We start from the raw sequence: 16,027 nt of genomic DNA, 5'->3' as shown, positions 1-16,027 counted from the left end.
AAAAAATTTAAACAATTGTGCAGTTTATGTGCAAAAAATTTCAAAGCTGAGTTTGTAAATTTTGATATGTTTACCTCTCTAACTAACTGTATTTCAGTTTTTTTTCATTGCGCAGAATCACAGAGGTGTTTTAAGATTGGTAGGTTGATTTTTAATCAATCACATAAAAATAAAATAGTAGTAAGTCTTGATGGTTCAAGAATCAGTTAAAGTATATTTATTTTTTAGTCGGATAGGGTTTCTCAGTAAAGCCTAATATAAAGTATATGCCCCCTCAATAATTGATATAAAAAAGGCGTAGAAATGCACTAGGAATTCTTGGCTGAATTAAGTAGGTTTGCGGATAAATTTAATTCACTGTTTATAATGCTAAAAAAACAGATAGCAAAGCTATCTGTTTTTCAACGATGGTTTTTATTTCTTATCTTTTTTATCTGTGGTTTTTACTGGCTTTTTGGCAGCCAGTCCCAGCGACTGATTCCATTTAACCGGGTCTTTTACCAAGTCAAGAGCAGCTTTTAATTGTGCATCTTTAGCTGGATTGGGCTCGCGTCGTGCCAGCCAATCTTCTTCATCTTTTTTCTTGCTATCTTTTGATGCAGCATGGGCTTTAGTATCTTTAATGCCATCTTTATTGGCTTTATCATCAGTATCCTGAATGGCAGGTTCACTGGCAGTAGCCGGCAGAGTAGTTTTTTTCTGACTACCTAATAGTTCGCCGTTAACTTCTTTGCCTCCCAATGGATTACTCAGATGTCCACCCAAATCGGCCTCGCGGCTTTCAAATTTGCGATTTTTATCTTTTACCTCTACATCAGGTACGATGCCTTGTGCCTGTATAGAGCGGTCATTAGGTGTGTAGTATAAAGCTGTAGTTAGTTTAACCGCGCCACCATTGGATAATGGGATAACGGTTTGCACAGAACCTTTACCAAAGCTCTGTGTACCTACAATCACGGCACGCTTGTAATCCTGTAATGCACCGGAAACGATTTCTGAAGCCGAAGCAGTACCTGAATTGACTAAAACTGTGATTGGGATGGTTTTCAGTTCATCAGGCATATTAATCAGTGGGTCATTCCCTTTTACAACATAATCCTTTGGAATCGCTTTTAAGACCATTCCTTCTTTTTTATCCCGGTTTTTGGTGCTGACTACTTTTACTCCGGGTTTTAGGAATACTGAAGATACGCCAACAGCGCTATTTAATAAACCGCCGGGGTCATCACGTAAATCCAGTACCAGCCCTTTTAGCGGCTGCTTATTCTGTTGTTCCAGATTCTTGATGGCATCAGCCAGCAGGCTTACTGTGTGTTCTTGGAACTGGGTGATACGTATATAGCCATAATCTGGTTCCAGTAGTTTGTAGCGTACACTTTTAACTTTGATGATTGCCCTTGTCAGGTGTACCACTATAGGCTGGGTCTCATCTTTACGTGCCAGTGTCAGTGTTATGCTGGTTCCGGGTTTACCACGCATTTTTTTCACGGCTTCGGTAGCTGTCATGTTGCGGGTAGATTCATTGTTGATTTTAACAATGTAATCCCCACTTTTAATTCCAGCGCGATCAGCCGGAGTATCCTCAATTGGTGCCACGATTTTAATCAGCCCGTCTTCCGAACTGATCTCCATGCCCAAACCACCAAATTCACCTGTGGTGCTTTCCTGTAAATCAGAATAATCTTTACCTGTCAGATATTCGGAGTGCGGGTCAAGGTTATTGACCATGCCTTTCATTGCACCTTCCAGAATTGCATCATCGGTTTTATTCTCGACATAATTGGCTTTAATCTGTCCATATACTTCAGCCATAGTATGCAGAGATTGTACAGGTAAAGCTTCGGATTTTTCATTGGCATAACCTTGTACACTCAGGGTAAGAATCACGCCACTGAAAGCACCTAATGTGTACAAAGCAGCTTTTTTTAATCTAGATTTAGCCATTATTTCTGTTGTTCTTTCTGATAACGACAATAATTCAAGGTATAAATATTCTGTTTATAACAGGAATTCATAAAAATTTAAAACCGGGCAAAGTGTACACTATAAAGTCACCGAAGGTAATAAAACGCTATAGTCTGCGTTAATGTAACCATGATAATGGGTTCATTGCCTGATTATGGTAACGAATCTCAAAATACAATCCGTTCTGGGCGTCTGGTAATTTACCACTTATACCAATGTTTTGACTAGCGCTAACTATACTGCCGGCAGAGACATTGACTGAAGACAAACCCGTATAAATGCTGATATAGCCTTCACCGTGATCAATAATGATGGTATTGCCATAGCCCTGTAAAAAAGCCGCATAGGCAACGGTACCACTGGCAATGCTATGTACCGCAGCATTATTGCAGGCAAAAAACAGGCCTTTCCAGATACCTCCATTTGGTCTGCTTTCACCAAATTTTCCGGTGATGGTGCCATTAACTGGTCGTGGAAGGCGTCCCTGTTTTTGTGCCAGTCCTTTGTTTACCGGTGCTTTGATGCTTTCCGTAGCCTGTAATGCCATATCTTCAGCAGTTAAAGTAGAAGGTAATCTGCTGCTGTCGGTATCAGTATTATTAGTGGTGGTAGCTGTATTATGCGATTGAGTGGAATTTTTAGGCTTCCCCGTGTTTGGTCTGGCGGGTTTTGCAGGAACCTGTGCCAGACGCCGCATAGTTGCCTGGGCAGACAGGCGGCTTAACAGGTTATTCAATCGTTTTTCATCGGCTTTTAATGATTGAAGCTGCTTATTCTGTACTGACAATTGCTGGTTAAGAATACTGGATTTATTTTGCTGGCTTGCATGCTGGGCATGCAGTTTGTTAATGAGTTGCTGTTGTTTTTGCTGTAATGCAGCTAGCTGCTTTTGTTGACTGTTAATCGCCTGTTGCTGGTCATGCATGCGCATTTGCTGTTCACGCAGTTGCTGAATAACCTGCTCATTTGCTTCATTCAGATAGCGAATATATTGCAAAGAGCGACCTTTTTGGTCAGAAGGATCTTTTTTCAGCATTAAATACACACTGTTGGGCTGACGGTTGCGGTAATGTGCATTGAGCAGACGTGCTATCTGGGTCTGGGTTTCAGCAATCTGAGTGCGGGTTTTATCCAGACTGGTTTGCAGCAAGTGTAATTGCCGCATACTGGTTTGCTGCTGCTGCTGAATACGGCCAAGTTCATTTTGGGCACGCTCTAGCTGCTGACGGGTTGCAGCCATTGAGGCATCTATTTTTTTCTGTTCTAGCGTGGTTTTACTAATCTGGTGCTGTGTTGCTGATATGGCTTGATGAACCTGTTTCAGTTCACCGGTGGGTTGTATTTTCCCGTTACTGGCCGCCATGGACACAGAAGTAGCAATGCTGCAACAGACCAGAGAAAGTCTGGATAGAGATTTCATTATTTATCTGCAAATTTTATCAGGTTTTGGCCAGTCATCTCTGCTGGTGGGGTTAGGCCCAGTGCAGTTAATAGTGAAGGAGCCACATCTTTAAGTGCACCGCCAGAATGGATGGTAGCTTTACGTCCAATATAGATAAATGGTACTGGTTCTACTGTATGCTGAGTATGAGGCTGCTGATTCTGTTCATCATACATGTGCTCACAGTTACCATGGTCAGCTGTGATGATAACTTCTCCGCCGGCGGCCAGTGCTGCATCAACCACGCGAGCTACACAACTATCCAATGTTTCCACTGCTCTGATGGCGGCATTAAGTGAACCAGTATGGCCAACCATGTCACCGTTGGCAAAATTACAGATAATAACGTCATGGCGATGGTGTTGCAGACTGTCAATAATCTGCTCAGTAATGCCAATGGCACTCATTTCCGGTTGTAAATCGTATGTGGTGACTTTGGGCGAAGGTATCATAATCCGTTCTTCGCCGATATAAGGTTCTTCCCGTCCGCCACTGAAAAAATAGGTTACATGCGGGTATTTTTCTGTTTCGGCTATACGCAGCTGGCTAAGTCCCTGTGCAGCCAGAAATTCGCCCAGACCATTATTTACTGATTGGCGTCCGAACATGACTGGATAGGCAAACTGTGTGCCGTAAGCGGTAATGCTGGCAAAATATCCAGGTTGTACCCGATGCTGACGTTCAAAACCGGTGAAATCGGTAAAGGTGAGTGCCTGAGTTAATTCACGCGCGCGATCGGCACGGAAATTGAGAAATAAGATGGCATCGCCATCGATCAGACCAGCCTGTGGACTGACAACTGTGGGTTTGACAAACTCATCCTGTTCGCCCCGGGCATATGCTGCATCTAACGCGGCTGTGGGAGTGGCAGCCTGATAGGGGGCATCGTCAAACAATGCATTGTAGGCAGCCTCTACACGATCCCAGCGGTTATCCCTGTCCATGGCAAAAAAGCGTCCAACCACTGCTCCACATAATACTTGCGGGTGTTGCTGCATATAACGTTCCAGACGTTGCAGATAGGGACGCGCACTTTGAGGTGGGGTATCACGGCCATCTAGAAATGGATGAACAACAATTTTCTGCATGCCTGCGGCTATTGCTGCATCCATTACTGCAAAAAAGTGTTCTATGTGGCTATGAACACCCCCGTCAGAAAACAGTCCTAACAGGTGCACAGTGCAATTAGGATTATCCCATGCCTGCTGCAATACTGAATTGTGTTCAAGAGTATGGTCTTCAATCGCCATATCAATGCGGGTGATATCCTGTGGCACAATCCGTCCGGCACCAATATTTAGATGACCTACTTCGGAGTTACCAAATTGTCCTGTGGGTAAACCAACCATGCGCTCGGAAGCATCAATAGTGCCATAGGCATAATGCTGACGATAGTTATCGATATGAGGTGTATGTGCCAGCAAAATAGCATTGTCGTCACCTTCGGCGCGATGGCCGAAACCATCCAGAATTAAAAGAACAATGGGTTTGGTTAATGACACAGTTGGCCTTTCTGTGATGGTGTGTTGGCTATCCTGAAAAAGGTTGCCAGTACTATCTGTGTGAATATGGTTTTAAGAACCGGATAAAACAATCCAGTTTAGAGTAAGATATGATTATAACGAAAAGCACTGTCTTGAGAAACTGCCAGACAGACCCAACTTAACGATAAATTAACTCTGTATAGTCTGATATCATTTTCATGGACAAGCACAATATGGTTGCACAACAAGTCGCTCCTTCCAGTTTTTCTCTGGCTAATCACTTTCTGATTGCCATGCCGGCAATGGAAGATCCGTTTTTTAAAGAAAGCGTAATTTATCTGTGTGAACATAGTGCAGAAGGTGCAATGGGCATTATTGTCAACAAACCATCGCCAATTATGATGGATTTGTTGTTTGATTCTGCCAAGACTCCTACGCCAGAGCGTTTTCATGGTCAGAATGTACTGATGGGTGGTCCAGTTCAGGTAGACCGGGGCTTTCTGGTACATACTCCTGCTGGTTCATGGGAAAGCAGTTTAATGGTCACTGATGATATTGCGATGACTACTTCTCGCGATATTATTATGGGGCTTACACAGGAAAATGAAGTAAACAAGGCTGTAGCCACAATCGGCTATTCCAGCTGGTCGGCAGGGCAGCTTGAGCAGGAACTGGCAAACAATAGCTGGATTACGACGCCAGCTGATATGCAGATTCTGTTTGATATGCCATATAAGCAACGTTATAAAGCGGCCTTACAGTTATTGAATATTGATATTACTAATTTGAGTGTCTTGGTGGGTCATGCCTGAGTCAATTATACCTTCTTTACAGTGTGGTACTGTTTTAGGCTTTGATTTTGGTGCCGCGCGAATTGGCGTGGCTGTAGGTGAAGCGGAGCTGTCTACGGCGCATCCGCTGGAAACCATTGCTGTTGTTAGTAATGAAGAACGTTTTACCCGTATTGCGGCGCTAATTAAAGAATGGCAGCCTAAGGCTCTGGTCGTGGGTTTGCCCACGCATGCGGATGGTACAGCCGATGAGGCTACCGCATTATGCCGTCGATTTGGTAACCGGTTACATGGCCGTTTTCATTTACCAGTCTATTGGGTAGATGAGCGCTGGACTTCTGTTGTGGCCGATAGTCTGTTAAGTGAGGCCAGAATATTTGGCAAGAAGCGCAAGCAGGCATTAGATCAGGTTGCCGCCCAGAATATTCTGGCCACTTTTTTCAGTGCCGGTGGCTGTCTGGCCAGATTAGATTAACTATCTCTTTCAGTTTTAGTAGTTTTTGTTCATGTTTTCTATAGCTGGCTAAGTTAGATTCAGTCTTTCATCTGGATGTATGTCTGCCTGAGTTTTTATTCTGTTTTAACTGTTTGTCTGATAATACTATTTCATTTTTGTGTATTTATTAGTTATTTCAATCATCTGAAATAAGCCTTTCATCACAAAATATGGTTTTATTTTATTGAATCCGGCGATAAACTTAACCGTATTAAGTAGAGAAACGGTTTAATCAGACTAGGATAAATAATGAGCACAGACAGTAGCATAAGCCTTAATACTATTGAGGCCAAAACCAAAGCCAATATTCTTGCCGAAGCATTACCCTATATCCGACGCTTTTCTGGGGTCACCATGGTCATTAAATATGGCGGTAATGCGATGACTGACCCACAATTGAAAGAAAGTTTTGCCAAAGATGTGGTGTTGCTGAAATTGGTGGGTATTCATCCGATTATTGTACATGGTGGTGGCCCACAGATTAATGAACTGTTACAGAAAGTAGGCAAAGAAAATCATTTTATTCAGGGAATGCGTGTCACTGATAGTGAAACCATGGATATTGTGGAAATGGTGCTGGGCGGCTGTGTTAATAAGGAAATCACTTCTTTGCTGAATCTGCATGGCGGGCATGCAGTAGGAATCACTGGTCGGGACAATCATTTTATCAAAGCTAAAAAATTGTTTGTCACCACGCCTGAGAATACTCAGCAGGACATCGGGCAGGTGGGCGAGGTTGAGGCAATTGATACTGCCTTGATTAAGGAAATGGTAGAGCACGGCTATATTCCTGTTGTTGCGCCTGTTGGTGTAGGTGAGCAGGGTGAGGCATTTAATATTAATGCTGATGTAGTGGCCGGCAAGCTGGCAGAAAGCCTAAAAGCAGAAAAGCTGATTATGCTGACCAATACCATCGGAGTACTTGATAAAAACAATCAGTTATTGAGTCGATTAACCCCGGCTGATATCAATGCTTTAATTGCTGATGGCACCTTGCAAAATGGCATGCTGCCTAAAATCAATGCTACATTGCAGGCTGCTATGCATGGTGTGCACAACACTCATATTATTGATGGGCGCGTTCCTCATGCTTTGTTGCTGGAAATATTTACTGATAAGGGTGTTGGGACGATGATTCTTGGCCGGAATAAGCAGGCTGAATAAACTGTTTTTATCAGCTTATCAATATTTAATTATTGTGTAATTAATGATTTAATAAAATTTAAGCAGAAAATTTGTTTAAAAAGCTTGACAGTAAAATTACAAACGCTATAATTTCGCCTCATTCCCTGATAGCTCAGTCGGTAGAGCGACGGACTGTTAATCCGCAGGTCCCAGGTTCGAGCCCTGGTCGGGGAGCCAGATTAGAAAAAGCACTCAAATCTTTGAGTGCTTTTTTCATTATTGATGCTATTGATTATTCACCAACTTTAAGCAGCTTCACATCGAAGATTAATACGCTGTTAGCCGGAATGGCACTCGTTGGACTTTGTTCACCATAGGCCAGATTTGCAGGAATATAAAAAGTAAATTCGCTGCCTTCAGACATTAATTGCAAACCTTCAGTCCAGCCCGGTATAACGCCATTAAGCGGAAATGTGGCTGGCTGATTATTCCGTTGTGCGGTGCTGTCAAATACAGTGCCATCTATTAACCGGCCTTCGTACTGAACGGTAACCATATCCGTGGCTTTAGGTTTCTTGCCTGATCCTTCATGATTAATTTTGTATTGTAAACCTGAAGCGGTGGTTTTTACACCTGATGCCGTTTTATTTTTGGACAGAAACTCATCTCCAGCCACCTGTGGGTTTCGGGTAGCCGAAGTAGAAGCAGCTACCGGCTCACTGCTGTTATTTTTATAGCCATTATCAGTGGAATTACAGGCTGATACAGCCAGCAGAGTGGTGATCCCCATAATAGTAAAAGACAAGCGTTTCATAATTTCTCTCTAAAACATTGGAAGAAGAGTAATTATAGCAGCATCAGGAAAAACAAACTTTCTGCTCTGCATAAAAAGTTAAGCAAATACAAGACGCGGACGTAAACCTTTATTTAAATGGAATTTGTCATTTTGAACAGATAAAGGCATATATTTCAGGTACTGTGTTTTGCCGATATTGGTTAAACCCAGTTGATAATGGCTATTACTCATAGATGGGCTGATCTGTAATACGCTGAAAACAAATTTTTCTGAAAGTGTAGCGGATTATGGTTACTTATGCTGGTAACCAGTCTCGTCAGATTAAATCGGCTTTAGCTGTAACTGTTGTCTTTTCGATACCTTTGGTCTTTAATTTACATTAGTATACTAAATTTAATAATAAGGTAAATATACAGCCTGAATAACAGTATAAAGTTAAAAATAAATGGTTAATATAACAATAAAAAAATTATATTAACTTGAATTGTGGTTTGGCTGAACTGCTCCGCTGAGCAGATTAAAAAAATTGTTATGCCTATTTAATCGCACAGTATTTCCAGATGTCAGATTTTCATTTTGCGGGTATGCTTGTCACCAGTGTTATTCGAATGTTGATAATGGCTTGACACTATCAGACCTGAAGAATAGAATTGCTTCCTATAAGAAGATGTCAATTCTAAATCTTTGTTTAATGTCTATAGCGGCAGGTTAAAACCAAATCGACTTTCAATAAAAACCTTACCATTCTTTTGCATGCACCATGTATATAAGGCTCGGTAACTGGAATTATTATGAGTCTGCCGACTCATTTTATCTTGAATTCTAATAAATAAGTTCATTTATATCTTTATGCACGTTTCTGAATTACAAAACCTACATGTGTCTGAATTATTGGGCATAGCTGAAGAATTTGGCATTGAAAATGCCAACCGTTTGCGTAAACAAGACCTTGTTTTTGCGATTGTGCGCATTAAAATGAAGCAGGGAGAAGCGTTTACCTGTTCCGGTACGCTGGAAATACTTCCTGACGGCTTTGGTTTTCTGCGCAGTATGGATACATCCTATCTGGCCGGCCCGGATGACATATATGTCAGCCCCAGCCAGATTCGCCGTTTCAATCTGCATACTGGTGACACGATTGAAGGCAGCGTACGTGTACCTAAAGACAACGAACGTTATTTTGCACTGGTACGCCTCGATAAAATCAATGGTGATAACCCAGATGTGTGCAAACATAAAATTCTGTTTGAAAACCTGACCCCATTATTTCCAGACCGCCAGTTTGTGCTGGAGCGAGATATTCGCTCCGGTGAAAACCTTACTGGCCGCGCCATTGACCTGATCGCTCCGATTGGTTTTGGTCAGCGTGCCTTACTGGTCGCACCGCCGAAATCCGGTAAAACGGTGATGCTGCAAAACATTGCGCATGCGATTACCGCTAATTATCCCAAAGCAGAACTACTTGTGCTGCTGATTGATGAGCGCCCCGAAGAAGTAACTGAAATGACCCGCTCTGTACGCGGTGAAGTGGTTTCTTCCACTTTCGATGAGCCAGCTACCCGCCATGTACAAGTAGCAGAAATGGTAATTGAAAAAGCCAAACGTCTGGTGGAACACAAAAAAGATGTGATTATTCTGCTGGATTCAATTACCCGTCTGGCTCGTGCTTACAATACGGTTATTCCTGCTTCTGGCAAAATTCTTACCGGTGGTATTGATGCCAATGCCCTGCATCGTCCCAAACGCTTTTTTGGTGCAGCCCGCAATGTGGAAGAGGGTGGTTCATTAACTATTATCGCTACAGCTCTGGTTGAAACTGGTAGCCGTATGGATGATGTGATTTATGAAGAGTTTAAGGGCACGGGTAATATGGAATTGCATCTTGATCGACGCATGGCTGAGAAACGTCTGTTCCCGGCAATCAATATCAATCGTTCCGGTACCCGTCGCGAAGAGTTGCTGGTTTCCAATGAGCATTTGCAGAAAATGTGGCTGTTGCGTAAATTTCTGCATCCAATGGATGATATTGAGGCAATGGAGTTTATTATTGATAAATTAAAACAGTCTAAAAATAACGCGGACTTTTTTGATTTAATGCGTGGTAGCAAATAGCCAAGTATTCTGGCTTACTTAAACCGTGTTTAGTTTATAAACACGGTTTTTTTATTTAAGCCAGTATCGCTATAATCAGGCGCTATTTCAGCTTGGCTGGTTAGGTAAACAAGTATACTTACTACCGAACTAAGTGTGTATACGAATTTTTAATATTCAATATGTTATCTTGGGGAGACAGTTTTCCTGTTAATACAGTCAGTATTGAACAACAAGCAGGAGTAGTTGAGTACACAACAATTGAACCATACCAATATAATGCAGTATGGTTCTGTTATCTATGCTAAGGTATGGCAAGAATGAGCAGAAGATATATATTTGTCTGCTAGCTTAAAAACCAATATGCCTGATTAAAGCTTAAGCTCGTGTACGTGTACACCTTCTGCATCAACAGCCAGATAACCACCATAATTTTCAGCCCAGTCTTGTATCACATAACGCTTGAAAGCCTGATTGTTTAGCTGTGATTCATGCACGGCCGGACGGTGAGTATGACCATGAATCAGCGTAGGTAGCGTGGCCTGAGCATGGCTGGCCATCAAGGTATGAATGGCACTTTCAGTCACATCGGATATTTCGCTTTTGCCTTCATTATTCTTGCGTGTTTCACTCATCTGGCGAATTTGTCCGGCCAGTAGACGGCGTTCAGCGATAGGTTTACTTAGTACAGCCATTTGCCATAGCGGGTTGCGGGACTGGGTGCGAAATTGCTGATAGGCTACATCATCAGTGCATAACTCATCACCATGCATGATTATATAATCGTGGCCATAAAGATTTATCCGTTGAGGTGCTGTAAGTAGTTTAATACCGCTTTCTGCCGCAAATTTTTCGCCAAGCAAAAAATCGCGATTACCATGAATAAAATAAACTGGGGTATTTGCAGTGAAGACTTTCAGTTCATTTTTGATGTGGCGGATAAAATCATTGTCGTCATCATCACCAATCCAGACATCAAAAAAATCGCCCAGAATATACAGTGCATCAATATTACCTTGCCATTGTTGCAGGCAGCGATGAAATAATTCATTTAATGGCGGTGTTTGTTCGGATAAATGTAAATCAGAAATAAAGATAGTGGTATTCATGGTTTGTTTTATAGAAGTATCAGGCTAAAAAATCAGTATACTGTTGTGCATCAAAACCAACCAGTACGCGCTGGTTATTTACCAGTACTGGGCGTTTAATCACAGAAGACTGGCTAATCATCAGATCAATGGCAGCTTCATCGCTGCTTAGTGCATTTTGCTGCTCACTGGTACTTAATTTGCGCCATGTAGTGCCTTTACGATTAATCAGTGTTTCTTTGGGGATGTGTGTAAGCCAGAACTGGATATCTGCGGCAGTAGGCGGTATTTTTTTGAAATCGATAAATTCTGCGTTAATATGCTGTTCTGCCAGCCACTGACGCGCTTTTTTTACTGTATTACACTGGCTAATACCGTAAATTCGGATATTCATGGATGAAAACCTGTATGTTCAGATAGGTTGGTATTATACCGGTTTGCCCATACTTGCTTAAGTGTTGGTTTTATGCCGATTGGCCATTCAATATTGCTTTAGCAGGCCTAAGGTATACTGGCTACATTGCTAATCTGGCATATTGGCAGTATGCTTTACTCAGGCCAGTTTTTATTTTTGATGAGGAAAGCCAGAATGAAAAAGATCAGTATACTTGCTATCAGCCTGTTACTGGCAGCCTGTGGTAGTAAGCAGGAGGCAAGTAACCGTAATTTTAGTGAAGCGATTGATGAATTTGCCAAAAATGATAAAGTTTGTCTGGCCGTTAATCTGGTGCTGGATAATGCTCAGGGTGATATGAACAATATGGTAACCTTAGGCAGCAAAGAAATTCGCATTGCCAGAAAAAATGGTGAGGGTGATAAAGTTAATAAAACTGCTCTGAGACAGATGGATATTCTTACTGATGCAGATCTATACGAAAAAGGTAAAGATTCCACCCTGATTGTTAACGGCGGATCGGATATTCCGCAAGCTGTGTACTATCGTACCAGTAAAGGTGAAGCCAATATATTGAATAATGCACAGGGTAGTTTGCTGTGTCTCGGTACACAGAAGGTCGATAAAATCATACTTTTTACAGAACCAACGCCCGCAAATGGAGTAACCATTTCCAAAGTGGTTTATGATGCAAAGCTGGTACCAGAAAAATGGGCTAAAGATTTACTCAAAACTACCGATGAAAACTGGTGGAAATCTTTGCAGGAACCTCAGCGTCGTACTGCGGTACTGGTTTTAACCGATAAAGGCTGGAAAGACGAACGGGTATTGCACTAGGTGAAGATTCTTTGCCTACTTGCCTATAAATGATAGGCTGCTTTAATCAAAAGTCGGTAACAGAATTATCTGTTTGATAAATTCGGTTGATTTGGAACTGTTACGCAGCTAAATCAAGTTTGGTAATTTGGCCGGCTAGCCAAAAAAATATCTCCAGAAAATTGTTTTAGTCTGGAGATATTTTTTTGTATTAGCAGGATAGACTGCACTAATTGGGTTTTATACCACGGCTTCTTCCTTGCGTTTCGGTGGTTTAACCAGATTCTGCCGGTTTAAGCCAAACATCAGCAGTAACGGGCTGGCTACCAGTACGGAAGAGTAAATACCAAATACAATACCAATGGTTAAAGCCATGGCAAAACCATGCAAGGCTGCGCCACCAAAAACCAGCATAGAAATAACCATTGCTTCAGTGGAACCGTGAGTGATGATAGTTCGGCTCATTGTGGCGGTAATGGCGTTATCGATGATGGCCGGAACACTTTTACCGCGCATATGCGGTTTGCGGAAATTTTCCCGGATACGGTCGAATACCACCACGGATTCATTCACTGAATAACCGAGCACGGCCAGTACACCAGCCAGTACGGTGAGAGAGAACTCCCAGCGAAACAAGGCAAAGCAGCCTAGGATAATCACTACATCGTGCATGTTGGCAATGATGGCAGAAACAGCAAATCGCCATTCAAAGCGCATGGACAGGTAAATGATGATGCCAATAACGACCATGCCCAGAGCTAACAGGCCATGGGTAACCAGCTCTTCACCTACCTGCGGCCCGATAAATTCAACCTGGCGCAGATTCACACCTTCCTGATGCTGTTTGAGCAAGTTCATTACCTGATTGGACAGTTGTGCAGAGGTCATGTTGGCTTTATTGGGCAAGCGTATCATGATTTGCTTATTGGTACCCAGCGCCTGTACCTGCACCTCGCCGAGTTTCAGTCCATCCAGCTCACTGCGAATTTTATTTAAATCTGCACTTTGCTTGAATTCCACTTCCATCACAGTACCACCAGTGAATTCCACAGAAAAATTCAGCCCACGAGTGACAAGAAAAAATACGGCCAGAATAAAAGTTATTAATGAAATCGCCGTTGTCAGCTTGCCATAGCTCATAAACGGGATATCACGTTTGATTTTAAAGAATTCCATAATTAATTAAGCCTTACTTTTTACCTGTAGTGGCGCTATCAGCAATCCAGATATGGCCAATGGACAGCATTTTCAGTTTACGTTTGCGGCCGTACCACAAATTAACAATGGCACGTGAAACCACTACGGATGAGTACATGGAAGTGAGAATACCCAGACAGTGCACCACGGCAAATCCACGAATAGGGCCTGAACCGAATATCAGTAATGCCAAACCGGCAATCAGTGAGGTGATGTTTGAATCCACAATGGTATGCCATGCGTGATCATAACCGGCATTAATTGATATCTGTGGTGTATTGCCATGGCGTAATTCCTCGCGAATACGCTCGTTAATTAATACATTCGAGTCAATAGCCATACCCAGTGTAAGGGCAATGGCGGCAATACCTGGGAGTGTCAGAGTAGCCTGCATAGCAGACAGAATGGCAATCAGAAACAGCAAATTGCATGACAGAGCAACAACCGAGAACACGCCAAACAGCCGATAGTAAAGCATCATGAATATGGCTACGACCACAAAACCCCATAGGGTCGAATGGAAGCCCTTGCTGATGTTTTCTTTACCTAGTGATGGACCAATGGTGCGTTCTTCGATAATTTTCATTGGTGCTGCCAGAGAGCCGGCACGCAACAGCAAGGCGGTATCGTTGGCTTCTGCAATATTCATATTGCCGGAAATGATGGTTTTGCCACCAGGAATCGGTTCGTTGATTACCGGTGCTGTAATGACTTCTGCCTTGCCCTGATCAATGAGTACCATGGCCATACGTTTGCCAACGTTGTTGCGGGTAAGGTCGGCAAAGATGCTGGCACCAGTGCTATCAAAGTTTACACTTACACCCGGTTGCCCACGATCGTTGAAGCTGGCCTGTGCATCATTGATGTTATCTCCAGTAAGCTCAACTTGTTTGCTGACCAGTGTTGGGGCACTGTTGCCGGTTGATGGCAACAATTCATAGCCATCTGGACTATGTCCCTGCAATGCTTGCTGATACTGATTGGGATCGTCACTAACCATACGCACTTGCAGGGTAGCTGTACGGCCAATAATATCTTTGGCTTTGGCTGTGTCCTGAACACCTGGCAGTTGTACCACAATCCGGTTTGGTCCGGCCTGCTGAATAACAGGTTCTGCTACGCCCAGTTCATTAACGCGGTTATGCAGGGTATTGATATTCTGTGTTACTGCATCAGTGCGGATTCTGGCTAAAGCAGTATCACTCAGACTTACAATCAGGCGGTCACCATTCTGAGTGAGTGTGGCGTCGTTAAGATATTTTTTTAATCCTGATACGGCTGTCGTGGCATCGGTAGCAGACTGGAATGGTACTACCAGTGTTTGTCCGTTTTTAACAATATTACCACTGCGGATTTGTAATTTGCGCAACTGGCGACGAATATCCCCAGCATAGCTATCGAGCGTTTTATCTACGGCTGAATTCATATCAACCTGCATGGTGAAATGCACACCGCCGCGTAAGTCTAAACCCAGAAACATAGGCTTGGCGTGAATTTTTTCCATCCATTCCGGAGTATTGGCCAGCAGGTTTAAAGCCACGATATAGCCATCGCCAAATTTAGCCGCAATGGCGTCTCGTGCTTTGAGTTGGGTTTCTGTATCACTAAAACGCACTTTCAGGCTGCCATCGGTGATGAACATACCCTGATGTTGGATATGGGCAGCAGTCAGTGCTTGTTTTACCGTATTTTCGGTTTGCTCATTAATGGTAATGGCCTGACGGTTGGTAGAGATTTGGACTGCCGGTATCTCGCCAAAAAGATTGGGAATGGTATATAACAGTCCCAGTATGATTGAAACGATGATAAGCAGGTATTTCCACAAAGGATAACGATTCATATTTGCTGCCTTGCTTGCAGACTGTTGTTTTACAATTTAGGTAAAGAAAACAAAGGCCGCAACTGCATAGCTGCGGCAGGGAAACTGATTTATTCTGGTACTTTGCCACTGATGGCATTGCGTTCGAATTCAACTTCTACTTTCGGAGCAATTTCCAGAGTGAAGTATTGTTCATTAACTTTGGTAATTTTGCCGACAATACCAGCCAGAGTGATTACTTTATCGCCTTTTTTCAACTCAGTTAGCATCTGCTGATGTTTTTTATGCTTGCTTTGCTGCGGGCGGATTATGAGAAAATAAAATATAACAAGTATTAGTAAAAGTGGTAAAAATTGCATGAGCCCACTCTGGGAACCGGCAGTGTTGGCAGCATAAGCAAAATCAATCATGGGGGTACTCCGTATGATTCAAGTAAATAACGCTATTAAACCAGATATTGTAATCGGCAATGGTAATTTTATCCAGTTTTGCGCAGCACTATCGGTAAATAAACGGCCTCAGGC

The 16,027-nt window shown here is 42.7% G+C and carries 13 protein-coding genes, 1 tRNA gene and 1 pseudogene; 6 read left to right on the top strand and 9 right to left on the bottom strand.

The annotated features are described in order from the left end of the window. Positions 1-414: 414 nt before the first annotated feature. From MJ764_RS01605 to gpmI, 3 genes are all read right to left on the bottom strand, one after another. Positions 415-1,944 (bottom strand): S41 family peptidase, encoded by a 1,530-nt coding sequence (locus MJ764_RS01605; RefSeq protein ID WP_239324013.1) that lies wholly within the window; start codon positions 1,942-1,944, stop codon positions 415-417. Positions 1,945-2,083: 139 nt separating this feature from the next. Next, positions 2,084-3,385 carry a murein hydrolase activator EnvC family protein gene (locus tag MJ764_RS01600; RefSeq protein WP_239324011.1) on the bottom strand — a complete coding sequence of 434 codons (1,302 nt, stop codon included), beginning with the start codon at positions 3,383-3,385 and terminating at the stop codon, positions 2,084-2,086. Then, positions 3,385-4,908 (bottom strand): 2,3-bisphosphoglycerate-independent phosphoglycerate mutase, encoded by a 1,524-nt coding sequence (gpmI, locus tag MJ764_RS01595; protein ID WP_239324009.1) that lies wholly within the window; start codon positions 4,906-4,908, stop codon positions 3,385-3,387. The genes MJ764_RS01600 and gpmI overlap by 1 nt, the downstream gene beginning before the upstream one ends. 215 nt (positions 4,909-5,123) lie before the next feature. Here gpmI and MJ764_RS01590 point away from each other — a divergent pair, with 215 nt between their 5' ends. The 4 genes from MJ764_RS01590 to MJ764_RS01575 all read left to right on the top strand — a co-directional run bounded on the left by MJ764_RS01590 (position 5,124) and on the right by MJ764_RS01575 (position 7,539). Next, positions 5,124-5,702 carry a YqgE/AlgH family protein gene (locus tag MJ764_RS01590; protein ID WP_239324008.1) on the top strand — a complete coding sequence of 193 codons (579 nt, stop codon included), beginning with the start codon at positions 5,124-5,126 and terminating at the stop codon, positions 5,700-5,702. Then, a complete protein-coding gene (gene ruvX / locus MJ764_RS01585; RefSeq protein ID WP_239324007.1) occupies positions 5,695-6,156 on the top strand; it encodes a Holliday junction resolvase RuvX in 462 nt (153 codons plus the stop codon). The genes MJ764_RS01590 and ruvX overlap by 8 nt, the downstream gene beginning before the upstream one ends. Positions 6,157-6,426: 270 nt before the next feature. Beyond that, positions 6,427-7,341, top strand: coding sequence for an acetylglutamate kinase (gene argB / locus MJ764_RS01580; RefSeq protein ID WP_239324006.1), 915 nt, complete (start codon positions 6,427-6,429; stop codon positions 7,339-7,341). A gap of 122 nt (positions 7,342-7,463) precedes the next feature. Continuing rightward, positions 7,464-7,539 (top strand) — tRNA-Asn (locus tag MJ764_RS01575). Between the two features lie 55 nt (positions 7,540-7,594). Here the strand turns inward: MJ764_RS01575 and MJ764_RS01570 are convergent. Continuing rightward, positions 7,595-8,011 (bottom strand): annotated as a pseudogene (locus tag MJ764_RS01570) (FKBP-type peptidyl-prolyl cis-trans isomerase); the annotation flags it as partial. A gap of 936 nt (positions 8,012-8,947) precedes the next feature. Here MJ764_RS01570 and rho point away from each other — a divergent pair. Next, entirely contained in the window at positions 8,948-10,210 is a 1,263-nt protein-coding gene (gene rho / locus MJ764_RS01565) for a transcription termination factor Rho (RefSeq protein WP_100113446.1), read from the top strand. Positions 10,211-10,560: 350 nt separating this feature from the next. Here the strand turns inward: rho and MJ764_RS01560 are convergent, their stop codons facing one another. Both MJ764_RS01560 and MJ764_RS01555 read right to left on the bottom strand, forming a co-directional pair. Continuing rightward, the gene (locus tag MJ764_RS01560; RefSeq protein ID WP_239324005.1) at positions 10,561-11,298 is read right to left on the bottom strand and encodes a UDP-2,3-diacylglucosamine diphosphatase; all 738 of its coding nucleotides are present in this window, start codon (positions 11,296-11,298) and stop codon (positions 10,561-10,563) included. 19 nt (positions 11,299-11,317) lie between these two features. Further along, positions 11,318-11,671, bottom strand: a complete 354-nt coding sequence (locus tag MJ764_RS01555) for a Spx/MgsR family RNA polymerase-binding regulatory protein (RefSeq protein ID WP_239324004.1) — start codon at positions 11,669-11,671, stop codon at positions 11,318-11,320. A 195-nt stretch (positions 11,672-11,866) separates the two neighbouring features. Between MJ764_RS01555 and MJ764_RS01550 the strand changes: the two genes are divergently transcribed. Then, positions 11,867-12,508 carry a hypothetical protein gene (locus MJ764_RS01550; protein WP_239324003.1) on the top strand — a complete coding sequence of 214 codons (642 nt, stop codon included), beginning with the start codon at positions 11,867-11,869 and terminating at the stop codon, positions 12,506-12,508. A 219-nt stretch (positions 12,509-12,727) separates the two neighbouring features. On the opposite strand, the gene secF is transcribed toward MJ764_RS01550, so the two are convergent. The 3 genes from secF to yajC form a co-directional block, all read right to left on the bottom strand. Next, a complete protein-coding gene (gene secF, locus MJ764_RS01545; RefSeq protein ID WP_239324002.1) occupies positions 12,728-13,663 on the bottom strand; it encodes a protein translocase subunit SecF in 936 nt (311 codons plus the stop codon). Between the two features lie 13 nt (positions 13,664-13,676). Continuing rightward, positions 13,677-15,524: a protein translocase subunit SecD gene (gene secD, locus MJ764_RS01540; RefSeq protein ID WP_239324001.1), complete on the bottom strand. Its 1,848-nt coding sequence runs from the start codon at positions 15,522-15,524 to the stop codon at positions 13,677-13,679. A gap of 89 nt (positions 15,525-15,613) precedes the next feature. Continuing rightward, complete coding sequence (yajC, locus tag MJ764_RS01535) at positions 15,614-15,913, bottom strand: preprotein translocase subunit YajC (protein WP_239324000.1); 300 nt, start codon at positions 15,911-15,913, stop codon at positions 15,614-15,616. Positions 15,914-16,027: the final 114 nt, after the last annotated feature.

The sequence above is a fragment of the Snodgrassella gandavensis genome (genome assembly GCF_914768025.1).
Lineage (GTDB): Bacteria > Pseudomonadota > Gammaproteobacteria > Burkholderiales > Neisseriaceae > Snodgrassella > Snodgrassella gandavensis.
Note: the sequence above shows the minus strand (reverse complement) of the source record. Positions and strands in the feature narration are given on the sequence as shown.